The following is a 22,590-nucleotide window of genomic DNA, read 5'->3' as shown; positions in this document are numbered from 1 at the left end:
CAATAAGAATCGTTACAAACTTCCATATTATGAGTTAATAAGCTACGAAATTACAAAATTAGTACGCGGTAACCAATGAAATTATTTTAAAGAAATGTATTTTAGCGACAAAGAAAAAAGAATTGGGTTTTATTTATAACATTGGTATTCATCTGGCTCATTTTGGTTTAAAATGTGTAACGCCATTTAACAAAAAAATTAAAAGCGGCGTTGTTGGAAGGCAGGAAACTTTTAAAACACTTCAAGACAATTTAAAACCGACTGATAAAACACTTTGGTTTCATTGTGCATCTTTAGGTGAATACGAACAAGGACTTCCTGTTTTTAAAGCGCTTCGAGACCAATTTAAATCACATAAAGTGGTGCTCACTTTTTTCTCACCATCTGGTTACGAGATTCGAAAAAATTCGCCTATTGCCGATGTCGTGGTTTATTTACCTCTAGATACAAAGGCAAATGCAATCCAGTTTTTAGATGTAGTCAACCCTGAACTCACCGTTTTTGTGAAGTACGACATTTGGCCTAATTTTTTGAACGAATTAAAAAACCGAACGTTACGTGCCATTTTAATTTCGGCAGCTTTTAGGGAAAACCAATCGTTTTTTAAATTTTACGGTCATCAATTAAGAAACGCTTTATTTGCTTTTGAACATATCTTCACCCAAAACGACCGTTCTAAAAAACTACTTGCATCTATAAATTACAACCAAGTTACTGTTTCTGGAGACACCCGTTTTGACCGTGTGTCTAGTCAGTTAGAAATTGACAATACTTTAGTTTTCATTGAAACCTTTAAGCAAAACAACCTGTGCGTTGTTGCTGGTAGCACTTGGCCGGAAGATGAAAACTTACTGGTGAATTTCATTAATTCTGAAGCTTCAAAACACGTTAAATTTATTATTGCGCCGCATAACATTAAATCGAATCAAATAAAAAACATTCAAGAACGGTTAACTGTTGAAAGCGTACTATTTTCTGAAAAAGATATAAAACCTCTTGAAACCGCACAGGTGTTTATTATTGACACCATTGGTATTCTTTCAAAAATATACAGTTATGCTGATATCGCCTACGTTGGTGGAGCGATGGGAAACACAGGCTTACACAATACCTTAGAACCTGCTGTTTTTGGTATACCGATTATTATTGGAACTCATCATGAGAAATTTCCTGAAGCTCAAGAAATGATTGATATTAATGGGCTCTTTTCAATTGCAAACCAAACAGAACTAGATGCTGTTTTAACGGGATTAATTCAAAATCCAGAAAAACGTTTAGAGACTGGAAATAATAATTCCAATTACATAAAAAGGAATCAAGGCGCTGTTACTAAAATAATACAGTATTTAGACACTAAACTCTAAATACTCAAAATACCTAATAGCACAAAAAAAGCGAGTCGTTTAAATATAAACGACTCGCTTTTTTTTAATATATATTGAATTTCTTATGTGAAATAAGTCAGTACTCCAATAACAATAAACACTAACAAAACAGATAAAACAACATCTATTGTATCATAACTGCCTTTATTGGCTGCTTTTTGTTCTTCGGAAAGGGTTCCAAATGCTAACCCTTTTATAGTTTCATAATTAGGTGCTTGCGATAACATACTCACTGAAATACAAACAAACACTGAAAAAATAAACATAAATATCGCCATATGTGCAAAGTTGATGGTTGCAAATGCATAAGCGATACCATCCACTGTTTCACCTGAAAGTATTTGTGGTTGATAGTATATTTCACTACCCAATCTTAAAATTAATAACACCAACCCCGATAATAAAGTTGTTATGGCTGCTGTTGAATTGACACGTTTCCAAATTATACCTAATAAGAAAACAGCTGTTACAGGAGGTGCAATATAAGACTGCACATTTTGAAGGTATTGATACATAACACCACCTCCAATTTTTTCCATAATTGGTATCCAGATAATACCTAGGATTACAATAAAACCTGTAGCAATTTTACCTGTATTTACTAATACTTTCTCTGTTTTTTCAGGATACAGTTTTTTGTAAATATCAATCGTAAAAATAGTAGAACAAGAGTTAAAAACAGATGCTAACGAACTCATTAAAGCCGCCATTAAACCACCAGCTACCAAACCTTTTAAACCAACAGGTAATAAGGTTTTAACTAGCATTGGGAATGCTCTATCTGCCTTTTCAACCGAAAATACTTCTGGGTTTTGAATAGACAAGGCAAATGCGATAATACCCGGAATTAAGAAAATTAAAATGGGTAGCAATTTTAAATAAGCGCCAAAAATAGCCCCACGTCTTCCTATTTTAATATTGTTGGCAGCCAAAGTTCGCTGTACAATATATTGATCTGTACACCAATACCAAATACCAACAATGGTACCACCAAATAATAAACCTGTCCACGGAAATTCTGGATCATTCATCGGTCTCCACATATTAAAGTGATCTGGACTTACCGCTGTTACTGTTTCACGTAATTGCGACCAGCCGCCTACTTCTTGCAAGCCTAAATAAGTTATAACTATGGAACCAAAAATTAGAATAACCGTTTGCAAGGTTTCCGTATAAATAACAGCTTTCATACCTCCAACAACGGTGTAAATTCCAGTAAAAATCACGATACCAATAGCACCGTACCAAAATGGAATTCCTAACAGTTCTGAAACCACAATACCACCAGCATAAATGGTTACCGATACTTTTGTAAGTACATAGGCCACCAGCGAGAATAATGATAAGAACCAGCGCGACCTACTATCAAATCGTTTTTCTAAAAATTCGGGCATGGTAAACGCACCACTTCGAATATAGAATGGTAAAAATAACCAACCTAAAAGTAAAACAATCCAAGCGTGTAGTTCGTAATGCGCCATAGGTGTACCAGATTCAAATCCAGTTCCTGCGAGACCTACAACGTGCTCTGACCCAATATTGGAAGCAAAAATAGAAGCACCAATAACAAACCAGCCAACATTTCTACCTGCTAAAAAATAATCTTCGGTGTCCTTATTCTTTTGGAGCACGACCCAAACCGCTACCGCAATAAGCGCCAAGAAGTAGATGCCCAGAACAACCCAGTCCCAATTCTCAAGAACCGACTGTATAGCTAAAAAGTGATGTTTCATAAATATTTAGTTTAGTTGGTAACTAGTTACTATTATATATATTGGTTAATTATATTCTCAAATAACTCTTGTTTTCCGCTTGTAGATGGCAACTCACCATTTTCTTGAGCTATTTTGTATAAGTCTTGTAAATTTAATTTACCAGCTTCGAAATCTTTTCCTTTACCTGCATCGAATGAAGCATAACGCTCTGTTCTTAGTTTATTGTAAGATGATGACGTCATAATTTTATCTGCAGTCAATAAGGCTCTTGCAAAAGTATCTGCACCACCAATATGCGCATGAAACACATCTTGTAAATCGGTTGAATTTCTTCTGATTTTAGCATCAAAATTAACACCTCCACCTTGTAAACCGCCTGCTTTTAAGAATACCAACATCGCTTCAGTAGTTTCTTGAATGTTATTTGGGAATTGGTCTGTATCCCAACCGTTTTGGTAATCACCACGGTTTGCATCTAAACTACCTAACATACCAGCTTTAGCAGCTACTTCAATTTCATGCTGAAAGGTGTGTTGTGCTAAAGTTGCATGGTTTACTTCAATATTAATTTTGAAATCTTTATCTAAACCATATTCTTTTAAGAAACCGATGGCTGTAGCCGAATCAAAATCATATTGGTGTTTTGATGGTTCCATTGGTTTTGGTTCGATGAAGAAGTTTCCTTTAAAACCTTGAGCACGCGCGTAATCTCTACACATACCTAAAAATTGCCCCATGTGGTCTAACTCACGCCCCATATCGGTATTTAAAAGCGTCATGTAACCTTCACGACCACCCCAGAACACATAGTTTTCTCCGTTTAAAGCAATGGTAGCATCTAAAGCTAATTTTATTTGTCCGCCAGCACGCGCTACCACATTAAAATCAGGATTGGTAGACGCCCCATTCATATAACGTGGATTAGAAAAACAGTTGGCAGTACCCCAAAGTAATTTCACGCCAGAGTCTGCTTGTTTTTGTTTTAAATAATCGGTAATAGTAGCTAATCTACTTTCAGATTCTGCAAAGGTTGCGCCTTCTTGAACTAAATCATAATCATGAAAACAGTAGTAACCAAATCCCATTTTTGTGATGAATTCGAAAGCCGCATCGGCTTTATCTTTCGCTGCTTGAACTGCATCTGAAGATTTATCCCATTCAAAATTTTGTGTTCCTGGACCGAATGGATCTGAACCTTGACCACAGAACGTATGCCAGTATGCTATTGAAAATTTAAACCATTCGCGCATCGTTTTACCTGCAACCACTTGGTCTGGGTTATAATATTTAAATGCTAATGGGTTGTCTGATTCTTTACCTTCGAATTTAATCTCTCCAATACCTTTGTAGTATTCTTTGTTTCCTATTAATGCCATGTTATAAATGTTTATGCGTTTAATTGTTAATGTGTTTATTTGGAGTTACCGGTTGCGTTAGGGATTGTAGCGGTATCCTTTTTAAACTAATATTCAATGCACTTTATAAAAGTTTAAAACTTACAGATTACCACGATACTCGCTCCGCGTAATGAACTTTAAAAAGATTTAGCGAAAAGCCCGACCCTTGTGGTAACGCCCAAATACTTATTTTTTATTTATTACTATTTCTAATTCGTTTTTCCAGTTTTGATAAGCTTCTTGATACAGCGTTTTATCTTTAAAAGGCATGAAAGTCATAACGTGATCGTTATCGATAATGGTTTTACCAAAACTTTCAAAATCACCCTTATGCAAGTTGGCAGCACGGGCAGCACCTATGGCGCCTGTGGTGTTATAAATTTCAATTTCTTGCTCGATTAAAGTGGCTACGGTATTGGAAAAAATTTCTGAACGGAAAAGATTGTCATTTCCTGCACGGATTACACTTGGCGTAATACCATCTGACTTTAAGATTTCCATACCATACACAAATGAAAAGGCGATACCTTCTAAAGCCGCGCGACACATGTGCCCTTTGTGGTGGTTATTTAGATTTAGATTTACAATTCTAGTACCAATTTCTTGATTGTTTAGCATGCGTTCTGCGCCATTACCAAAGGGGATTAGGCAAACGCCATCGGACCCCACAGGAATTTCAGACGCTAAATTATTCATCTCTTCATAAGAGCTGACATCTAAATTATTGAGCAACCAGCGGTATTGGATACCAGCACCGTTAATATTCAACAACTTTCCTATTCTTGGATTTGATTTCTTATAATTAACGTGTGCGAAATTATTAACACGTGTACTTTCTTTACCTGAAAGACTTTCTGTTACCGCATAAAACACACCAGAAGTACCTCCTGTTGCAGCAACTTCTCCTGGATTGAATACGTTTAGTGACAAAGCATTGTTGGGTTGATCGCCTGCTCTATAAAAAATAGGTGTTCCCGCAGCGATACCGCTTTCCTGTTCTCCTTTAGCATCCACAAGGGATTGTTCTCCAAATGTATCGACAATATCGGGCACCAATGCTTTATCGATACCGTAATGTTCCAAAAGGAAATCTGCTATATTATCGTTCTTAAAGTCCCAAAAAATCCCTTCAGACAATCCTGAGATAGTCGTATTTATGGTGTTAGAAAATTTATAGGCAATATAATCGCCTGGAAGCATGAACTTATAAATGTTTTTATAAATTTCAGGCTCGTTTTCTTTTACCCATTTTAATTTGGAAGCTGTAAAATTTGCTGGTGAATTTAATAGGTGTGACGCACAGAAATCTTCCCCAATTTCTGCAAAAGCCTTGTTTCCAGTTTCTACTGCTCTACTATCGCACCAAATAATACTTTTACGAAGTGGGTTTCCGCCCTTATCAACCACCACCAAACCATGCATTTGGTACGAAATACCAATGCCTTTTATTTGGGTTCTGGTTACATTATGTTGCTTTTTTAATTTCGCAATGGCTTTACAAGCATGTTGCCACCAATCGTTCGGGTTTTGTTCTGCCCATCCATTTTTTTGAGCAAACATGCTCATTTCTTTTTCCGGTTCTTGAACAACTCCTAGGCTTTTGCCCGAAGCAACCTCAACAAGTGCTGCTTTTATGGAAGAACTTCCTATGTCTAATCCTAAATAGTACATAATTTATAATGATTCTCTTAATATTAATTTAGTTGGAATATATGTTTGAATTGAAGCCTCTAGATTTACAAATTCTGCTGCTTTAGCGCCGAGTTCTTTAAAATCTGTTGAAACTACTGAAATGCCTTTGTAGATAAATTTTTTCATTGGGGTTTCGTTATAGGATAAGAAGCCTACATCGGTACCCGGTTCAAAATCATGAATTTTACATTGCTCTAAGAAAGTTCCTAAAATGCGATCGCTTACACTTATATAAGCTTCTCCTTTTACAACGTTAAAATCGGCTGGATTGGTAACCACTTTAAATTTAAACTTATTGGCTTCACAGAATTGTTTAAAGTAAGTAACAGATTCTGTTGGGTGCTTGGTAAATGTTGGATACACAAAAACCAGTTTTTTGTATTTCTTAAAAGGAACAACCGCTTCATTTAAAGCTTCGGAAAATGCATTTCCAAAATCTTGAAACACATAATTATTTGATGCTTTTGAATGGACATTCCAATCGATTAGCAATAATTTATCATTATCAAAATCGGACAATACATTTGGCACTTCCTTGTGATCGAAAGTCATGACCACATATTTGAAGTATTTACCTTTACTATTATTTAAAATAGTTTTAAAATTATTGATATTATAATGGTGAAACTGCACATCTACAATAACCTTTTTAGGTAAATTATTTATAAAAGCATGGTACAAAACTTCTTTATAGGCTTTAAATGTATCTAAAACCAGGAGCACCTTCCGCGTATCATTCGCTACATAATAGCCCTTATTAGGAACAGATTCCACAACCCCATTTTCTTTCAAAATGGTATAAGCTTTAAAAACAGTATCGCGGGACAGTTTATAGTCTTTACAAATAGCATTAACCGATGGCAACGCATCACCACTAGACAGCGTATTATTAGCCAACGCGTCGTTAACCGCATTTACTAATTGCTGATACCTAGGTATCTCACTATTTGTATTAATTTCGAATATCATCAATCCGTTCTGTTCTGTTCTGGTTTGTAAATATATAAAATGTTTTTAATATTTTGATAAGTGTGATTAAAAAAACTGAGTATTGAGATGGAATTAGGGTGTAAAAAAAGCCTCATCAAGATTATGACAAAGCTTTTAGATACATTTGAAGCCAATAAAAAATTAAATCCTTAATATGTTGATAAAGTAAAAGTCAATCATTTATTAAATTCTTCAAAACCAAATCAGATCTCCTTTCAAGAAATTGACGAACAGTTTTTAAGGGTTTTTAAAACTCATCACTTTCATTCATGAAGTTGGCACTTGTTTTTATTTCTAATAGTACTAGACTAATACCTCTTTTAGTTTTTCTAAAACTAAAAGAGGTATTAGATTTAAGCTACATTGTTTTTAAATTGATTTTGACGAATGTTTACCGCTCTAAAGGAAAATATTACCAAAGAAAAAAGTCCGATAAGCGCAAAAATAATAGCCAAAATACTGATGTATAAACCCGTTTTTTCTATGGTGTATAAACCGTTAAGCACTGCAGAAACCAGTAATAGTGCTACAGAAACATAGAAAAACACCATGGACATATTAAGCAATTTCAATTGTTTTAATTTTCTGACGATAATTGTTTTCTCTTTAGAATTATCAATCATGGCGCTTATTTCATTACTTAAGGTTACCATTAAGTTGGAAGTAGAAAGAATGAGCAAACCCAAACCAGGCACAATTGTAATTGGTAAATACCAGTTTTCCATCTTTCTATTTTAAATGATTTCGCACGCCATAACTTGCCAGTACGCCTTCACCAGTAGCAGCAGCCACTTGTGCTATAGCGCCTTCTCTGCAATCACCAGCAGCAAAAACACCAGGTATGTTGGTTTCTCCTAAAGCTGTTGTGGTAATAAAACCGTTTTTGTTTAAATCAATAACACCTTTTACACTGGTTGTATTTGGAATTAATCCGATAAAAATAAACGCACCATCTGCGGTTAATTCTTCCGTTTCTCCAGTGGTTTTATCTTTTACTTCCAGACCTTTAAAATTGCCTTTTTCATCTTTGGTAAATCCTAATGATTCTTTATTCAGATGGGTTTCTATATTCTTTATAGAAGGTAGTTTTTCAATATAGGTTTCCGAAGCGGAGAATGCTGCACCACGGTTTACAATGGTTACTTTTTTACAAAAACCAGCTAAAAAGATCCCTTCTTCCAAAGCACTATTTCCACCACCAATAACCAGAATTTCTTTATCTCTATAAAAAGCACCATCACAGGTTGCACAAAAATGAATTCCGGCACCTATTAAATCCTCTTCATTGTCAATCCCTAATTTTCTATAGGTAGAACCTAAAGCCAATACCACAGATTTACTTTGATATGCGCCCATATTAGAATCGATATCAAATAGGTTTCCGTTTTTAGCAATGCTTTTTACTTCCACACCAGTTTCAATAGTTGCGCCGTACACTTTGGCTTGTTCTGCCATACGTTGCATTAATTTTGGTCCGGAAATCTCTGTAAATCCAGGGTAGTTTTCAATCTTTTGCGTTAAAAAGGCATTTCCGCCAATATTCTTTTTTTCTAAAATTAAAGAACTAAAACGATCCCGCTGAATATAAATAGAAGCGGTTAATCCTGCTGCACCAGCACCAACAATAATACTATCGTAAACCTTTTTCTCCGATTCTTTACCAATATTTAAAACGCCTTTTAAAATGGAATTATCTGGATTGGTATAACTTTTATCGCCAATAAATAGGGTAGGAATTATACGTTTTCCATTATTAATTTCTTCTACTTTTTGCGCAGCCCAATCGTATTTATCGACTTCTATATATTGAAAATTAATATGGTTGTCTTGTAAATATCCTTTTGCTCTCTGGCAATCCGGACACCAATCGGCACCATATAAAATAACACGACCTTCGTCATTAATACCTAATACATTTGCCAAAACACTATTGTCTGGATTGGTATATGGTTTTTCGTTAATTAGAATGGTTGGTATAATTCGTTTTCCATTATTAATACCTTCTACACGAGCGGTTGCATCTTTATCTAAATCGACATCGATAAAGTTAAAATCGACATTGTTTTCTTTTAAATATGCTTTTGCTCTTTGGCAATCTGGGCACCAATCGGCTCCATATAAATCTATCGTATTCATCTATTTTAATTTTTTAACCTGCGGAATGATAACAGGTTTATTATTGTTTTACTTTTGATTTTATGTATATTATTTTCAGTATAATTAAACTACTAAAAAGTACTAACGAATAATAGCACATTGGTGTACCAGATGCTGTTTTTGGGCACTCGGCATGTCCTGTAAACTGCATTATGGAAGCCACTAAAGCAATGCTACCTGCAAGTCCGGTAAAAATAAAATACAAGACATTGGCTTTTCTTAAAAGATGCGCTATTAGCGGAATCACAAAACAAATAAAAACCACCAAACACATAGGGATATGCATTATTTTAGGGCAACCTTCGCCTGTTTTAAATTCTTCTAAAACTAATCCGCCAGCACCAAATAACCCGATAATGAGGATACTAAGAATACTATAATATAAGATTTTTTTTATCAAAATCTATAAGGCTTCTTCAGGGGTTTCTAAAACTTCCACTTGTTTTACTACTTCGGATTTTAAATCTAAAATGCTATTGATTTCTGGGGTATCGATACTAATTTTCATATCGTTTGTTAACCAGATGGTAACGTTAGTCACTTTGGTGTCTTCTCCTAATCCGAATTGAAGCAATGCGGTTTGATCACTCGCTAAACCTTCACCAGATACTAGCCATTCGGTTAGTGTTTTGGTTGGCGTAGTTACGGTTACTTTTGCACCTTGTACTTGCACCGATTCTCCTAAATCTACTTGTAGGTAATTATTACTTCCGCCTTTATTGATATAAGCTAACGAAGGAGTATCAATATTTACCCAAATCATATCTAAATAGCCATCTTGGTTAAAATCACTCACTAAAGATGTAATGGCGTAATACGGATTCACAACACCACTTTTTTCTTCGGTTGGTGCGAAAGTTCCATCTTCTTTTTGCACTAAGAATCGACTAGGCAATCTAAAGAGTTTATTAGGCGCTAAATCTACATAGTTTTCAGCAACCATTAAATCTTGCAAACCGTCATTATTCATATCGGCGAAGGTGCAACCCCAAGAAAATTCGTAATCTGCAATTTTAGTTTCTTCCGCAGTATCTGTAAATTTAAAGTCGCCATCATTTCTAAAGAGAATCCACTTTTCATTAAATAAAGAAGCGTCTTTAATATCTCCTTTTGCTAAAGCTCTTGGTAAGGTGCTTCCGGTATTAGAAAACATAAAATCTACCAAACCATCATTGTTGTAATCGCCAACTGCTAATCCCATAGGATATGCGAATTTTTTGGTTAACGGATTTGGCTTCATCGTATAGGTAAGATCGCCATTATTTTTATAGGTTCTTGCTTCTCCAGTATCATGAACCACTACTAAATCTAACCAAGTATCGTTATCAATATCCACTAAAACACCTTGAAACGTATTGTGTACATAATCTAAACCAGCTTCTTTAGTAATACTTACAAAGTTTTCATTTCCCGTATTTAAAAGTAATTCACTGGTAGAACCATAGGTGTAATCTTCAAAAATGGTTTGGCCTTCCATGAGCTCTTTTTTAAGATAAGTAGCCATGAAAATATCTAAATCTCCATCTTTATCAATATCTCCAACGGTTAATCCTGCAGGTGTTGATTTTTCATTGATAGGAGTATTGATTTTTTTAACGGTTAATTTTCCGTTGGTGTTGTAATAAATGGTTAATCCATCTTCTCTTCCTAGAATAATATCTGTGAAACCGTTATTGTCAAAATCGGCAGAAACTACGCCAACAGTCGTTAGTGTATTTCCTTTTTTAGGTAGATTTACTTCGGAAGAAATATTGACAAATTTATTATCTCGGTATGCAAAAATAGCATCCTCTTGAAACATGCCACCTCCAAAAAATACTTCGTCTATATTATCATTATTAATATCAATTAAAGCGGAAGGTGCAATTGGCAAGGATTTATCGCCATTATATTGATGTTTAAAATCGAGAGTAATTGCTTCAAATTGAGGGATTTTATTATCGGCTATGGTAATGTCGTATTTATCGGAAACGGAATCTCTCCAGAAGAACCCAAGTACGAGTACTAATAGTAAAAGGATTAATATTCCGGTGTATTTTAAAATTTTCTTAAGCATTTTGAGGTGTTTTAGTGTATGTATTTAGTTGATATAAGGATAATGTAAAAAGAATAAAATGGGTGACATTCATTAAGATAGGAAGCATGTGTTTTCCAATAGAAGGAATTAGTTTTCCTAAAACGACTAGTAAAAGCAGTATCACGATAGGGTTAAAAATAGCGACCCACTTTTTATAATATGTGCCTCCTTTTAGGATAGCGATAACAAATACAACAGATAGCGATGCAATGATGATACGAAGTGCTTTTACTAAAATCTCCATATGACTGGTGTAATGTGCTAATAGATTTTGGTAGATAGCTTGGTCCATAGTACCTTTTAAATGCACGATATTACCTATTGATGCTCTGGAGCCTATCCAAATTCCTCCAACAGCAAAAGCTATAAAACCTATAGCTAAAACAAGTCTTGCTAAAGTTTCGTTTCCAGATTTTAGCATTCTATAGATATGTAAGTAACCAGCAAAATAAAAAGGCAAACCAATAACGGCCAAGAAATGTCCGGTTGTAAGATTCTCTAAACGTACATATTTGAAAAATGCATAATCTTCGGCATGTTCTAAAATGTGTGGGGAATAGTGTAAAAAATATTCGCCTAATCCTACAAGAATAGAGGCGAGAAGGCCTAAGTAGCCTAAAATTTTTGTTAATTGCATATATTAATAAAGCGTTAGTTCTGAATTTTGTCGGGAAATGTTAAAATTCCTTTCAAAATAAAATACAGCTCCCTCCATTCTCATGTTACTCAGAACAGGGCTAACTGATTGCCTAAAGGTATTAATATGGTAGATAATTTATTTATGAGAAAGCAGGTTTTCAGTGATTGTATTTCCGTTTTCGTTTAGGTCACCAGATTCTTCTGAAAAAACTTGTTCCAATTCAAATTGCTCTATCGTTATGTAATACACTATGAAGTCTTCGTTCTAACTTTTGAATGCGAAGTGTATCAGTTTTAAGCACCCCTCCTTTTAGTAACTTATCTTTATATTCTATGTAGTAGATTATTATACAAATAAGCCTCGCCTTATGGTGCGAGTAAAATTTGAATGAGTGCATCAAAATATTGAGCTTATGATGTTTATAGATAAATAAAAGCCTTATCCATTAAAGATAAGGCTTAAGTACTGAAGACGGGACTTAAGCCAGTGAATAATAATACGCATTAATATTCTAAGTCCAAAAAGTCAAAATATGTATGCGGTTAATTTAATTGAACAAACTGAAGGAAATCATTGTTTTTGGCAGCAATGATGTGTTTTTTATTTTTCACCTTAATGGTTTCCATTTCTTTTACATCTCCGGGTATAAAAAAACCACTTTCATAGGTTGAAACAGGTAAGAAACCACCCTTATTATTTCCTTTCAAAAATAAGCCATAACCAGCATCATTTCTAGGAGTTTCAATTTCCGATGAATATAAATTCCCTGCAATAACGATATCTAAAGCGCCATCTTTATCAAAATCGTCAACCAAAATCTTGTTTATACTAGATACTTGCGCTTCAACTGGCAATTCATGAATGATAAATTTACCACCCTTATTTTCTAAATATATACTTGCAAAAGATTTCACCTGATAATGTATAGCAGACTCTAAAGCATCTTTTTCATAAACATCAACAAGAGTGGCATTAGAAAAGGTCTCGTAATTTTTAAACTTTTCTTTGATATTTGGGTTTTGCTGCGATGAACATTCACGCCCACGAACTGGATATTGCTTGCCTTCATTATAATAACTTAATACAATGTCTTTTTTATTATCGTTATCAAAATCGTTCATATAAATATCGAAGGTTTCATTTTCTGTGGCTTTGTATTTATAATTCAAACCATTGTTTCCAACTATATAATCCATATCGCCATCGCCATCAAAATCACCTTCATTAATGCTCCACCACCAACCTGTTGTATCCTTGGTAAGCCCTAAGGCTTCTGACACTTCTTTAAAAGTTCCGTTTACATTTTCAAAAACTCGAATAGGCATCCATTCCCCTACTATGATAATATCTTCTGAATCATCACTATTAAAGTCTGTTATAATTGCCGATGTTGCCATACCTAAATTCTGAAATACTTTTGCGTGCATCGCAGTAACGTCTTCAAACTTCACAACACCATTTTTACTCTTATTTTCTAATAAATATGTATTGGCCGCAACTGGATAATGTCCAGGAATTTGCCTACCCAAAACAAGTAAATCTTGTTTACCATCTTTATTAAAATCTAGGTTATAAACCTTTGAACTACTTGTAATCATCTCAGGAAGCGCACTTGATTTCGTAAAACCCCCTGAACCATCGTTCACATAAAGACGGTCTTGAAGCATTTTAGATTTGGACGAGAATTCATAACCACCACTAACTACATACAAATCATTATCGCCATCGTTATCAGCATCAAAAATTAAAGCACCAACATCTTCACTTAATTTATCCTGTTCTAGAACAGAGTTTTCATATTTTTGAAAACCGCTTTCAATTTGAAAGTATAAACTTCCTGTTCTATTAAAAGCACCACCAACAAAATAATCATCTAATCCGTCATTATTTAAATCGCCTACTGCAAGCGCAGGACCAAAGGCAGACATTTTATGTGGCAACAAGACTTGGTATTTAAAATCATCAAAGGTGTTTTCATCATGTTTATGCTCTGGAAAAAGCCCTTTAATATTAGAATTAAAAATAGGGTTTTTGAGGTTTATTTGTTCGTTTTCGAGACTTGCGTTGGAATGATTAAAAACTAGAATTTGATTTGCTGCAACATCCTTTTTAATTTCTGTAGAACCATTTGCCCAAACCACTTTTAGTTCATCAATTTTATCTGATTGACCCAAACCGAAATGTAATTCTGGAGCAACGGAAGATTGGAAACCACGAGTTAGCGTCAACTCTTGCATTTGCGTTTCCCCATTTACAGTAACGAAAACTCGATTTCCTAAACCAAATTTATTATTAGAAGCACCTTCAAATCTAAGCGTAATATGGTTGTTTATTTCTGAACTGTTATTTTGAAAAACAGAGGCTTTATCATCTATATTATTAGTGATAATTTCTAAATCGCCGTCATTATCTAAATCGGCATAAGCCACACCATTTGAAAAACCTTTAAATTCAATTCCCCAATCTTTATTGGCTTGCTTAAAATTTAAATTTCCGTTGTTTTTATAGATGAAATTATCAATTTTTTCTGAAGGAATTTTTAAACTCATCTCCAACGTTTTATCACTATCGATGGTAAAGGCATCATCAATTTGATTGAAGAAATCACGGTTGTTCACTTCTCGACGTGTACCGTTTGAAATGAATAAATCTTTTAAACCATCGTTATCAAAATCTGCAAAAAGTGGACCCCAGCTCCAATCGGTAGAAGAAACACCTGTAATTCTAGATACATTTGAGAAAAACGGATTGCCATCTTTAAAAACACCCGCATTCATTTGTAAACAGTTTTGCATGTATTGGTAATGAAAACCTGCATCAACAACACCCCAAAACAAATCAGGATTCATGCCTGCCATATTTGCCTTTTTACGTTTGTTGGTTTTGGCATCCATATCAACTTGAAAAATATCAAGATTCCCATCATTATTAAAATCTGAAATATCGACACCCATACCGTAAAAAGCGGTATGTGATGTTGCTTCTTTTAGAACTTCCCTAAATGTACCATCTTGGTTATTTATATATAAATAATCAGGAGAGGCAAAATCGTTTGAAATGTAAATATCTGGCCAAGAATCGTTATTTAAATCGCCAACCGTTGCACTTAATGTTAACCCAAAACTTTTAACACCAGCTTCCTTGGTAACATCTGTAAATTTGCCATTATCATTTCTATACAAATGGTCCGATTCTATCTCACTCACCGTTTTCATTTTTTGCTCATAAACATAAACTGAAGCATTGAACTTTGTTACTGGATAATTGGCAACATAGACATCTAAATCACCATCTTTATCATAATCAAAAAACGTTGCTTGAACACTTTGTCCTGCATCAGCCAATCCGTATTCTTGAGCCATTTCCGTGAATGTTCCGTCTTGATTATTAATATAGAGTTCGTTTGATTTTGGTGTGAATTTTCCAGCTACTGAACAATAAATATCTAAAAAACCATCCGCATTTACATCTGCCATTGTAACCCCTGTATACCATCTTTCATCACCTGAGACCCCTGATTTTTTAGTAATATCTTCAAACTCAAGATTACCTTTATTTAAGTATAACTTATTGGACACTTGATTGCCTGTAAAAAAAACATCTTTTAACCCGTCGTTATTGATATCGCCAACAGCAACGCCACCTCCCATATATAAATAAGAGTAGGTGAAATAGTTTAGACTATCGTTTTCTGTAAGGGTGTTTGAAAAATCTATACCTGAAACGGAAGCATCAAGGGTGTTAAATATCTTTTTTATGGAAGCTTCTTTTTTCTCTTTTTCGCAATTGAAAAAGAGCATCAATATAAATAAAAAAGTTACTAAATTTAATGCTCTATTTTTCATATTAATAATCTATAGTTTATTCAAACTCTTGTTCGTAATAGTTTGTTGCATCCTCTAAAAGCAGTTCCATATGTTCTTTTTCTGAATCAATACGTTTTGTACCCCAATCTAAATAATTTGAACAATCATCAAAAATGAGTTTCATATATTTTTTCACACTTGGAATATCGAAATATAATCTTCCTGTTCTACGTACAAAGAAATCTGTTAAGCTATTAGTCATTTCGTGATGTATAGCAAACCAAAGTTCCGCTCTAATTAAACGTTCCAAAACATCTTTATTATCAAATGTTTTTGATTTATCAATAATGATATCTGATTGTTTTCCATAAGTAGTACATAAATACCAAGCATGGTACGTGTCTAAAACACCCAATTCTGAAAGTTTTAGTTCTAATTCCTCTTGATATATTTCAACATTATGTGAATTTTCAAGGGAAGGGCTTACTAAAGGAATTTTCTCGGTTTTTGATTTTTTTAAATCCTTCTTATGTTTACTCTTCATGGTTTTTAAAACCGCTTCAATAACGCGGTCTGCCATTCTGCGATACCCTGTTAGCTTACCACCAGCTATAGAAATTAATCCGCTTTCAGAAATAAATAACTCATCTTTTCTTGACAGTTCTGACGGATCTTTATCTTCTTCATGAATTAACGGTCTTAGTCCTGCCCAGTTAGATTCAATATCATCTATTGACAAATGAACATCTGGAAAGGTGCTATTAATGGCATTTAAAAGATATTCAGCATCGCTTTTAATGGCAACAACACGCTCTAGACTACCAGAGTAATTGGTATCGGTAGTTCCTACATAAGTTGCTCTACCTCTTGGAATGGCAAAAATCATTCTGCCATCAGGAACATCAAAATAAAGCGGTTGTTTCACAGGTAATTTTTCATACGGAAAAACAATATGAACACCTTTGGTAAGATGCAAATATTTATTGTTCATGGAATGGTCTTTAGTCCGTAATTTATCTACCCATGGGCCAGCTGCCGAGACATAATTTCTAGCTTTTATTTTGAAAATATTCCCTGTATTATTGTCTATACAGTTTAGACTTTTAATCTTGGATTCCTCGTTATAATTAAACGATTCCATTTCACAATAGTTGATGACTGTCGCACCAAATTCCACTGCTTTTTTTAATATTTCAATAGTTAATCGTGCATCGTCTGTTCTATATTCTGCATACAAGCCACTACCTAAAACAACATCTTTATTAAGTAAAGGTTCTTTGATGATAGTTTCTTCTTTTTCGAGCATTTTTCTTCTATCATCACCTTTAACATCAGCTAAAAAATCGTAAACTTTAAGCCCTATAGAGGTCATCATTTTCCCATAAGTACCACCCTCAACTAAAGGTAATAACATTTTTTCAGGAACGACTAAATGAGGAGCTAATTTGTGAACAATGGCACGCTCTGATCCAGATTCTCTTACCAAACCAATTTCAAATTGTTTTAAATAACGTAAGCCTCCATGAATTAGTTTTGTCGATTTATTACTGGTTCCCGAAGCAAAATCATTTTTCTCAATTAAGCACACATTTAAACCCCGAGAAGCTGCATCTAACGCGATACCCGCTCCTGTAACACCTCCACCAATAATAGCCAAATCAAATTTTGTAGTTTGAAACTTTTTAATTTGAGCTGTTCTATTTAATACCGAAAATTCTGCGATTTTTTTCATCGTCAACATCTTACTTACTTTTTGTTCGTTTTACAGCTTTTTTCCAGCCTTTATAATTTTTTTTTCGTGTTTTTTTGTCCATTTTCGGACTAAAAACAGTGTCAACCTCTCTTATTTGAGCAATATTGCTTTTAGTCCAAATCCCAGCTTTTATACCTGCTAAAAGTGCTGCACCAAATGCGGTAACTTCAATCATCTTGGGTCTATCAACTTCAACATTCAATAAATCAGCTTGAAACTGCATTAGATAATTATTTTTGCTTGCGCCACCATCTACTTTTAAAGTCACTATTTTTTCCTTGCTATCTGTTTCCATAGCACCAATAACATCCTTGGTTTGGTAGGCCAAAGCTTCAACTGTCGCTTTAATAAGTTCTTCTTTCCCCGTATCTAAGGTCATACCGTAAACACTTCCTTTAGCTTTACAGTCCCAATGTGGGGCACCAAGACCTGCAAAAGCGGGAACAACGTAAACATTATTTAGGGGCGGAATACTGCTGCAAATAGCCTCAGTGTCGCTTGCTTTATCTATAATTTTCATACGATCTCGCAACCATTGAATAGATGCACCGCCAGCAAAAACACTACCTTCTAAAGCATAATTTACAGGTTCTGAATCTAAACTACAGGTTAGCGTAGTAAGCAAGCCTTTTTTTGATTTCACCTGTTTTGTTCCTGTATTTAAAAGAATAAAACAACCCGTACCGAAAGTGCTTTTTGCAATACCTGCTTCAAACCCTCCTTGCCCAAATAACGACGCTTGTTGGTCACCAGCAACACCGTAAATTGGAATTTTAATTCCTTTGTATTCAATAATTCCAAAATCTGAAGAGGACGTTTGAACTTTTGGTAATAGAGAATGAGGGATATTTAACTCTTTAAGAAGTTTTTCATCCCACTCTAGGTTTTTAATATTATAAATCATGGTACGCGATGCATTCGTATGATCGGTAACATGTTTTTTTCCATTTGTGAATTTATAAATTAACCAAGAATCGATGTTTCCAAACATTAATTTTCCTGCCTCTGCTTTTTCTTGAGCACCTTCAACGTTATCTAAAATCCATTTTAATTTGGTGCCTGAAAAATAAGAATCCACTACCAAACCCGTGTTTTTTTTGATATAGCTTGAAAGCCCTTTATCCTCTATACTCTTACAGATACCTGTGGTTCGTTTATCTAACCAAACAATCGCCTTATGAATAGGCTTCCCTGTCTCTCTATCCCAAACAACAGTGGTTTCACGTTGATTTGTAATACCAATAGCCGCAATGTCCTTTGGGTTAATTCCTGAATTAGAGACAGCTTGGTGAAAGGTTTCTAATTGGTCGTTATAAATCTCTAAAGCATCGTGTTCTACCCATCCAGATTGTGGATAATATTGCTTTAATTCCTTTTGGGCTATTGAAACAATAGAGCCTTTTTCATCAAAAACAATGGTTCTGGTACTTGTAGTACCTTGATCGAAGGCTATTACATATTTTTTGTTCATATTTTGCAGTCTTCAATTTAAAAAATTAAATAGGTACTTAACACCAAAATAGTAATAGCTACACCAACTACTTTGGCATACTTCCAGGGCGTAATATCAATTTCTTCTGTGATTTTAGGAGTGTACACCCTCTTATTAGGGTATAGTTTCCCCATTATTAACATAAACCCTACATTAATAACAAAAAGAATACCCATTATATGTAAGAAATGCGGATATGCTTGAGCTTTTATAATTCTTAATTCTTTTGCCCCCGTAATACCATTTGCAGCTGCTTCTGCTAAAGCGTCGTTTATAAAATGTGGACTAAGTACAAACTGACTTACCAAATACATTAACACCCCAACTGTTAATACAATTTTCGCGCCTAAAGCTGGAACATTTTTGGTAGACATACCAACAGCAACCACCGCTAAAATAGGGACACTTAAACTTCCTAAAGATTCTTGAATGTACGAGAAAAGTCCATCAGGAGCATTTGCAATAAATGGTGCGATGCTCATTGAAATTAATGCTAGTAAAAGACCAAATGCTTTACCTGCTTTTACCATTTTAAGTTCAGAAGCGTTTTTATTAAAATATTGACGGTATAAATCGATTCCAAATAACGTTGAACTGCTATTTAACAAACTATTAAAAGAACTCAAAACAGCTCCAAATAACACAGCCGCAAAAAAACCTAAGAATGCCCCAGGTAATACTTTTTTAACTAAAGCAGGGTATGCTTGATCTGCGTTTTCTAAATCATTTCCAAAAATATGCCATGCAATAACGCCTGGCAGTACTACAATTATTGGAATTAAGAATTTTACAAACCCTGCCAATATCATTCCTTTTTGACCGTCGGCTAAACTTTTAGCACCAAATACACGTTGTAAAATAGATTGATTTGTGCCCCAATAATACATTTGAGCAATCATCATTCCTGTAAAAATCGTACTGAAAGGAATAAAAGAATCTATAGCTCCTTTAGCATTAAATTTTTCGGGGTTTTCAGTCCATAATTCACTTAAACCATCTGAAACACTACCATCTCCAATAAGCATCAAACCAAAAACAGGGATTAATAAGCCACCAATTAAAAGTCCTATGGCATTTACCAAATCTGAAACTGCCACGGCCTTAAGTCCTCCAAAAATGGCATAAATAGAACCGATAATTCCGATAGACCATACACATATCCAAATAACTGAAGATTGTGATATCCCTAAGGTTTCAGACAAATCAAACATGGTGCTAAATGCTAAAGAACCTGAATATAAAATTGTAGGCAGCAATACAACACCAAAAGCCACTAAAAAGAGAATGGATAATATAGATTTTGTTTGCGCATCAAAACGTTCTTGAACAAACTCTGGTATGGTGGTAATTCCTGAGCGCATGTATTTTGGCAATAAATAAATAGCTGTTACAATCATAGAAATTGCAGCTAAAGTTTCCCAAGCCATTACCAAAACACCTTGCGCAAACGACTGTCCGTTAAGACCAACTATTTGTTCTGCAGAAAGATTGGTTAAAAGCAAAGAACCCGCAATAGTTACATAACCTAGACTTCTTCCACCTAGGTAATAGCCATCGGCTGAATTCTCATCAGTCTTTCGGGTTGCATACCATGCAATAAAGGCTACCAATAAGGTGAATCCAAGAAATGAAACAATTGATAGCGTATCCATATGTTATAATTTATTTATAGTTAATTGAACTAAACCGCATGCAGGAACTGTAATTTCCAGAACACCTTTGTTTAATTTTAGATTTTTTTCATTTACTAAATCGCCCTTACAATTAAAGATACTACAATTATAGCTTCCTAAATCGCTATTGATTTTTAGTATAATACTTTCAGTTAATTTTGCATTTAAAACATCAAGTGCTTCAAAAGAATTATCCATTTGAACAACATGATCATCATACAAACCAACAAGTAGTTTTTTGCTATTACTAACTTTTTGAATTGGATAATTAGCTAAAGGTCTGTAAGGAGTAAAATGACCTTTTGTAATAAGCTCTCTATTAGTAGTCCAGTATTCAGTATAAAACTTCACCATTTGCAAATGGTCTTTAGGAATATCTTTAAGGATGACTGAAATTTGAGGCACCCCAAAAAGCGTGTTTACCATTTGTAAAGCTGCTATTTCTAATTTTTCGTCATTATGCCATGTAATCATATCTGAATGCACAGCGGTATTTCCTGCTAACATTCTAATATCTGCAATTCGAACACGATTCATTGTTGCATCTCCAGGGCAATCAAAAGCTCTGAACATGTTACCATATTTTCGCATCGCAGGACCTACATATTTTTGTCTGAATTCTATAAAAACCTCCGAATTAATATTTTTTAAAGTTGTGATAACATCTGTTAATAACCTATCAACTGCTGCGTTTATGGAAGTAAAATCCATGGCATCGTTAACTTCTGGTGTATCAACATACAATCTGAAATCATCAATAAAATCAAGTTTGAAACCGTCTAAATTCCAATCTAACAATGCGTTTTTATAGATATTAATAAGATAGGATCTAACTTCAGGATAACGCGGGTCGAAAACAGGTGCCCAACGGTGATTTTCAGTTAAAAACTTTCCTTTAAAACCTTTGTATGCTTTCGATTTTTTTCCGCAGAAAGGAACTGAATACCAAAAACCAATTTTCATACCTGTAGCATGAATGTCTTCAACAAATGCTTTTGTTTTATTTAACCGCTCAGGTTCCCAATCGCCTGTAAAATCATACCCTCTATTACCATCATTGGTTTGCCAACCATCATCTATTATAACAGCTCTATAGCCTAAACTGTAGGCAGTTTTACATTCTTCAATTAAAACATTTTCTTCTAAAGTTTGATGAAAATTATACCAAGTAGAGTATAAGGGCGCTAGTGCAATATCTGGAACCGAAGTTGGTTTTAAATCATCAAAACTCTCCCACCATTTTGAGACTTCCTTTAAAGCTTCAGAAAAGTGTTTTTCACCTTGATCAATTCTTAACTGAATACTGTAATTATCTATTTTAGATTGTTGTTCTAAAAACAAAGTAACATGGCAGTAGAAACAATCATCTTCCTCTCTAATTTCAGCATTGAGCTCTAATTTATTTATGGCATTAGAACATGCGAATGTATGGCGATTACTATCATCATGACCAAACAAACTGATAACTGGTGCATCAATGGAAATTCTAGATTCCATACCTGCCATTTCCCAATCTGCTTGAATACGTTTTGCAAAATCGGTAGTTGGTTTCCAAACACCTTTTACATTATGTGCTGGGATTTTCCATTTAAGTGTTAATGGCTCCGGTTTTTCAGGCGTATTAGAAGTGATTTGAATGTTGAATATAGACACATTTAAATCTTCAGAAATGGTAGTTATTTCAGTTTTGAAATTATTACAGTCACTTTTTATAGTGATGTTTTGTTTAGGTATAATATCGACAATTTGCGTCATGTTACTAATAGGAATTGGTAATTATTGTTATGTTTTATTGAGATATACTTTGAACAAT

At 34.4% G+C, this 22,590-nt stretch carries 15 protein-coding genes; 1 reads left to right on the top strand and 14 read right to left on the bottom strand.

Annotated elements, in window-relative coordinates; translation table 11 throughout:
• Positions 1–122: 122 nt before the first annotated feature.
• Positions 123–1,364 (top strand): 3-deoxy-D-manno-octulosonic acid transferase, encoded by a 1,242-nt coding sequence (locus tag Q5N74_RS12225; protein ID WP_304389122.1) that lies wholly within the window; start codon positions 123–125, stop codon positions 1,362–1,364.
• 83 nt (positions 1,365–1,447) lie between these two features.
• Here the strand turns inward: Q5N74_RS12225 and Q5N74_RS12220 are convergent, their stop codons facing one another.
• The 14 genes from Q5N74_RS12220 to Q5N74_RS12155 form a co-directional block, all read right to left on the bottom strand.
• Complete coding sequence (locus tag Q5N74_RS12220) at positions 1,448–3,118, bottom strand: sodium:solute symporter (protein WP_304389121.1); 1,671 nt, start codon at positions 3,116–3,118, stop codon at positions 1,448–1,450.
• 32 nt (positions 3,119–3,150) lie between these two features.
• Positions 3,151–4,476, bottom strand: coding sequence for a xylose isomerase (gene xylA / locus Q5N74_RS12215; protein WP_304389120.1), 1,326 nt, complete (start codon positions 4,474–4,476; stop codon positions 3,151–3,153).
• A 207-nt stretch (positions 4,477–4,683) separates the two neighbouring features.
• Positions 4,684–6,168 carry a xylulokinase gene (locus tag Q5N74_RS12210; RefSeq protein WP_304389119.1) on the bottom strand — a complete coding sequence of 495 codons (1,485 nt, stop codon included), beginning with the start codon at positions 6,166–6,168 and terminating at the stop codon, positions 4,684–4,686.
• Positions 6,169–6,171: 3 nt separating this feature from the next.
• On the bottom strand, positions 6,172–7,158 hold the full coding sequence (locus Q5N74_RS12205; protein ID WP_304389118.1) for a GntR family transcriptional regulator: 987 nt from the start codon (positions 7,156–7,158) through the stop codon (positions 6,172–6,174).
• Positions 7,159–7,532: 374 nt separating this feature from the next.
• Positions 7,533–7,904, bottom strand: a complete 372-nt coding sequence (locus Q5N74_RS12200) for a hypothetical protein (RefSeq protein ID WP_304389117.1) — start codon at positions 7,902–7,904, stop codon at positions 7,533–7,535.
• Positions 7,905–7,908: 4 nt separating this feature from the next.
• Complete coding sequence (locus tag Q5N74_RS12195) at positions 7,909–9,315, bottom strand: FAD-dependent oxidoreductase (RefSeq protein ID WP_304389116.1); 1,407 nt, start codon at positions 9,313–9,315, stop codon at positions 7,909–7,911.
• Positions 9,316–9,355: 40 nt separating this feature from the next.
• Complete coding sequence (locus Q5N74_RS12190) at positions 9,356–9,736, bottom strand: hypothetical protein (protein ID WP_304389115.1); 381 nt, start codon at positions 9,734–9,736, stop codon at positions 9,356–9,358.
• Positions 9,737–9,739: 3 nt separating this feature from the next.
• Positions 9,740–11,392 (bottom strand): VCBS repeat-containing protein, encoded by a 1,653-nt coding sequence (locus Q5N74_RS12185; RefSeq protein WP_304389113.1) that lies wholly within the window; start codon positions 11,390–11,392, stop codon positions 9,740–9,742.
• Positions 11,385–12,050, bottom strand: coding sequence for a DUF6796 family protein (locus Q5N74_RS12180; RefSeq protein ID WP_304389112.1), 666 nt, complete (start codon positions 12,048–12,050; stop codon positions 11,385–11,387). The genes Q5N74_RS12185 and Q5N74_RS12180 overlap by 8 nt, the downstream gene beginning before the upstream one ends.
• Before the next feature lie 545 nt (positions 12,051–12,595).
• Positions 12,596–15,898, bottom strand: coding sequence for a CRTAC1 family protein (locus Q5N74_RS12175; protein WP_304389110.1), 3,303 nt, complete (start codon positions 15,896–15,898; stop codon positions 12,596–12,598).
• A gap of 16 nt (positions 15,899–15,914) precedes the next feature.
• Positions 15,915–17,591: a glycerol-3-phosphate dehydrogenase/oxidase gene (locus Q5N74_RS12170; protein WP_304389109.1), complete on the bottom strand. Its 1,677-nt coding sequence runs from the start codon at positions 17,589–17,591 to the stop codon at positions 15,915–15,917.
• 10 nt (positions 17,592–17,601) lie between these two features.
• Positions 17,602–19,083 (bottom strand): glycerol kinase GlpK, encoded by a 1,482-nt coding sequence (gene glpK, locus Q5N74_RS12165; RefSeq protein ID WP_304389108.1) that lies wholly within the window; start codon positions 19,081–19,083, stop codon positions 17,602–17,604.
• Positions 19,084–19,100: 17 nt separating this feature from the next.
• Positions 19,101–20,756 (bottom strand): solute:sodium symporter family transporter, encoded by a 1,656-nt coding sequence (locus Q5N74_RS12160; RefSeq protein ID WP_304389107.1) that lies wholly within the window; start codon positions 20,754–20,756, stop codon positions 19,101–19,103.
• 3 nt (positions 20,757–20,759) lie between these two features.
• Positions 20,760–22,532, bottom strand: coding sequence for a glycoside hydrolase family 36 protein (locus Q5N74_RS12155; RefSeq protein ID WP_304389106.1), 1,773 nt, complete (start codon positions 22,530–22,532; stop codon positions 20,760–20,762).
• Positions 22,533–22,590 lie beyond the last annotated feature (58 nt).

The organism is Mariniflexile sp. AS56, from assembly GCF_030552475.1.
In the GTDB taxonomy this organism is placed as follows: domain Bacteria; phylum Bacteroidota; class Bacteroidia; order Flavobacteriales; family Flavobacteriaceae; genus Mariniflexile.
Note: the sequence above shows the minus strand (reverse complement) of the source record. Positions and strands in the feature narration are given on the sequence as shown.

What these genes read in the sequence shown, in the direction of transcription:
- Q5N74_RS12220 (WP_304389121.1), bottom strand. Translation starts at nt 3,118, where the DNA reads ATGAAACATCACTTTTTAGCTATACAGTCGGTTCTTGAGAATTGGGAC.
- xylA (WP_304389120.1), bottom strand. Translation starts at nt 4,476, where the DNA reads ATGGCATTAATAGGAAACAAAGAATACTACAAAGGTATTGGAGAGATT.
- Q5N74_RS12210 (WP_304389119.1), bottom strand. Translation starts at nt 6,168, where the DNA reads ATGTACTATTTAGGATTAGACATAGGAAGTTCTTCCATAAAAGCAGCA.
- Q5N74_RS12205 (WP_304389118.1), bottom strand. Translation starts at nt 7,158, where the DNA reads ATGATATTCGAAATTAATACAAATAGTGAGATACCTAGGTATCAGCAA.
- Q5N74_RS12200 (WP_304389117.1), bottom strand. Translation starts at nt 7,904, where the DNA reads ATGGAAAACTGGTATTTACCAATTACAATTGTGCCTGGTTTGGGTTTG.
- Q5N74_RS12195 (WP_304389116.1), bottom strand. Translation starts at nt 9,315, where the DNA reads ATGAATACGATAGATTTATATGGAGCCGATTGGTGCCCAGATTGCCAA.
- Q5N74_RS12185 (WP_304389113.1), bottom strand. Translation starts at nt 11,392, where the DNA reads ATGCTTAAGAAAATTTTAAAATACACCGGAATATTAATCCTTTTACTA.
- Q5N74_RS12180 (WP_304389112.1), bottom strand. Translation starts at nt 12,050, where the DNA reads ATGCAATTAACAAAAATTTTAGGCTACTTAGGCCTTCTCGCCTCTATT.
- Q5N74_RS12175 (WP_304389110.1), bottom strand. Translation starts at nt 15,898, where the DNA reads ATGAAAAATAGAGCATTAAATTTAGTAACTTTTTTATTTATATTGATG.
- Q5N74_RS12170 (WP_304389109.1), bottom strand. Translation starts at nt 17,591, where the DNA reads ATGAAAAAAATCGCAGAATTTTCGGTATTAAATAGAACAGCTCAAATT.
- glpK (WP_304389108.1), bottom strand. Translation starts at nt 19,083, where the DNA reads ATGAACAAAAAATATGTAATAGCCTTCGATCAAGGTACTACAAGTACC.
- Q5N74_RS12160 (WP_304389107.1), bottom strand. Translation starts at nt 20,756, where the DNA reads ATGGATACGCTATCAATTGTTTCATTTCTTGGATTCACCTTATTGGTA.
- Q5N74_RS12155 (WP_304389106.1), bottom strand. Translation starts at nt 22,532, where the DNA reads ATGACGCAAATTGTCGATATTATACCTAAACAAAACATCACTATAAAA.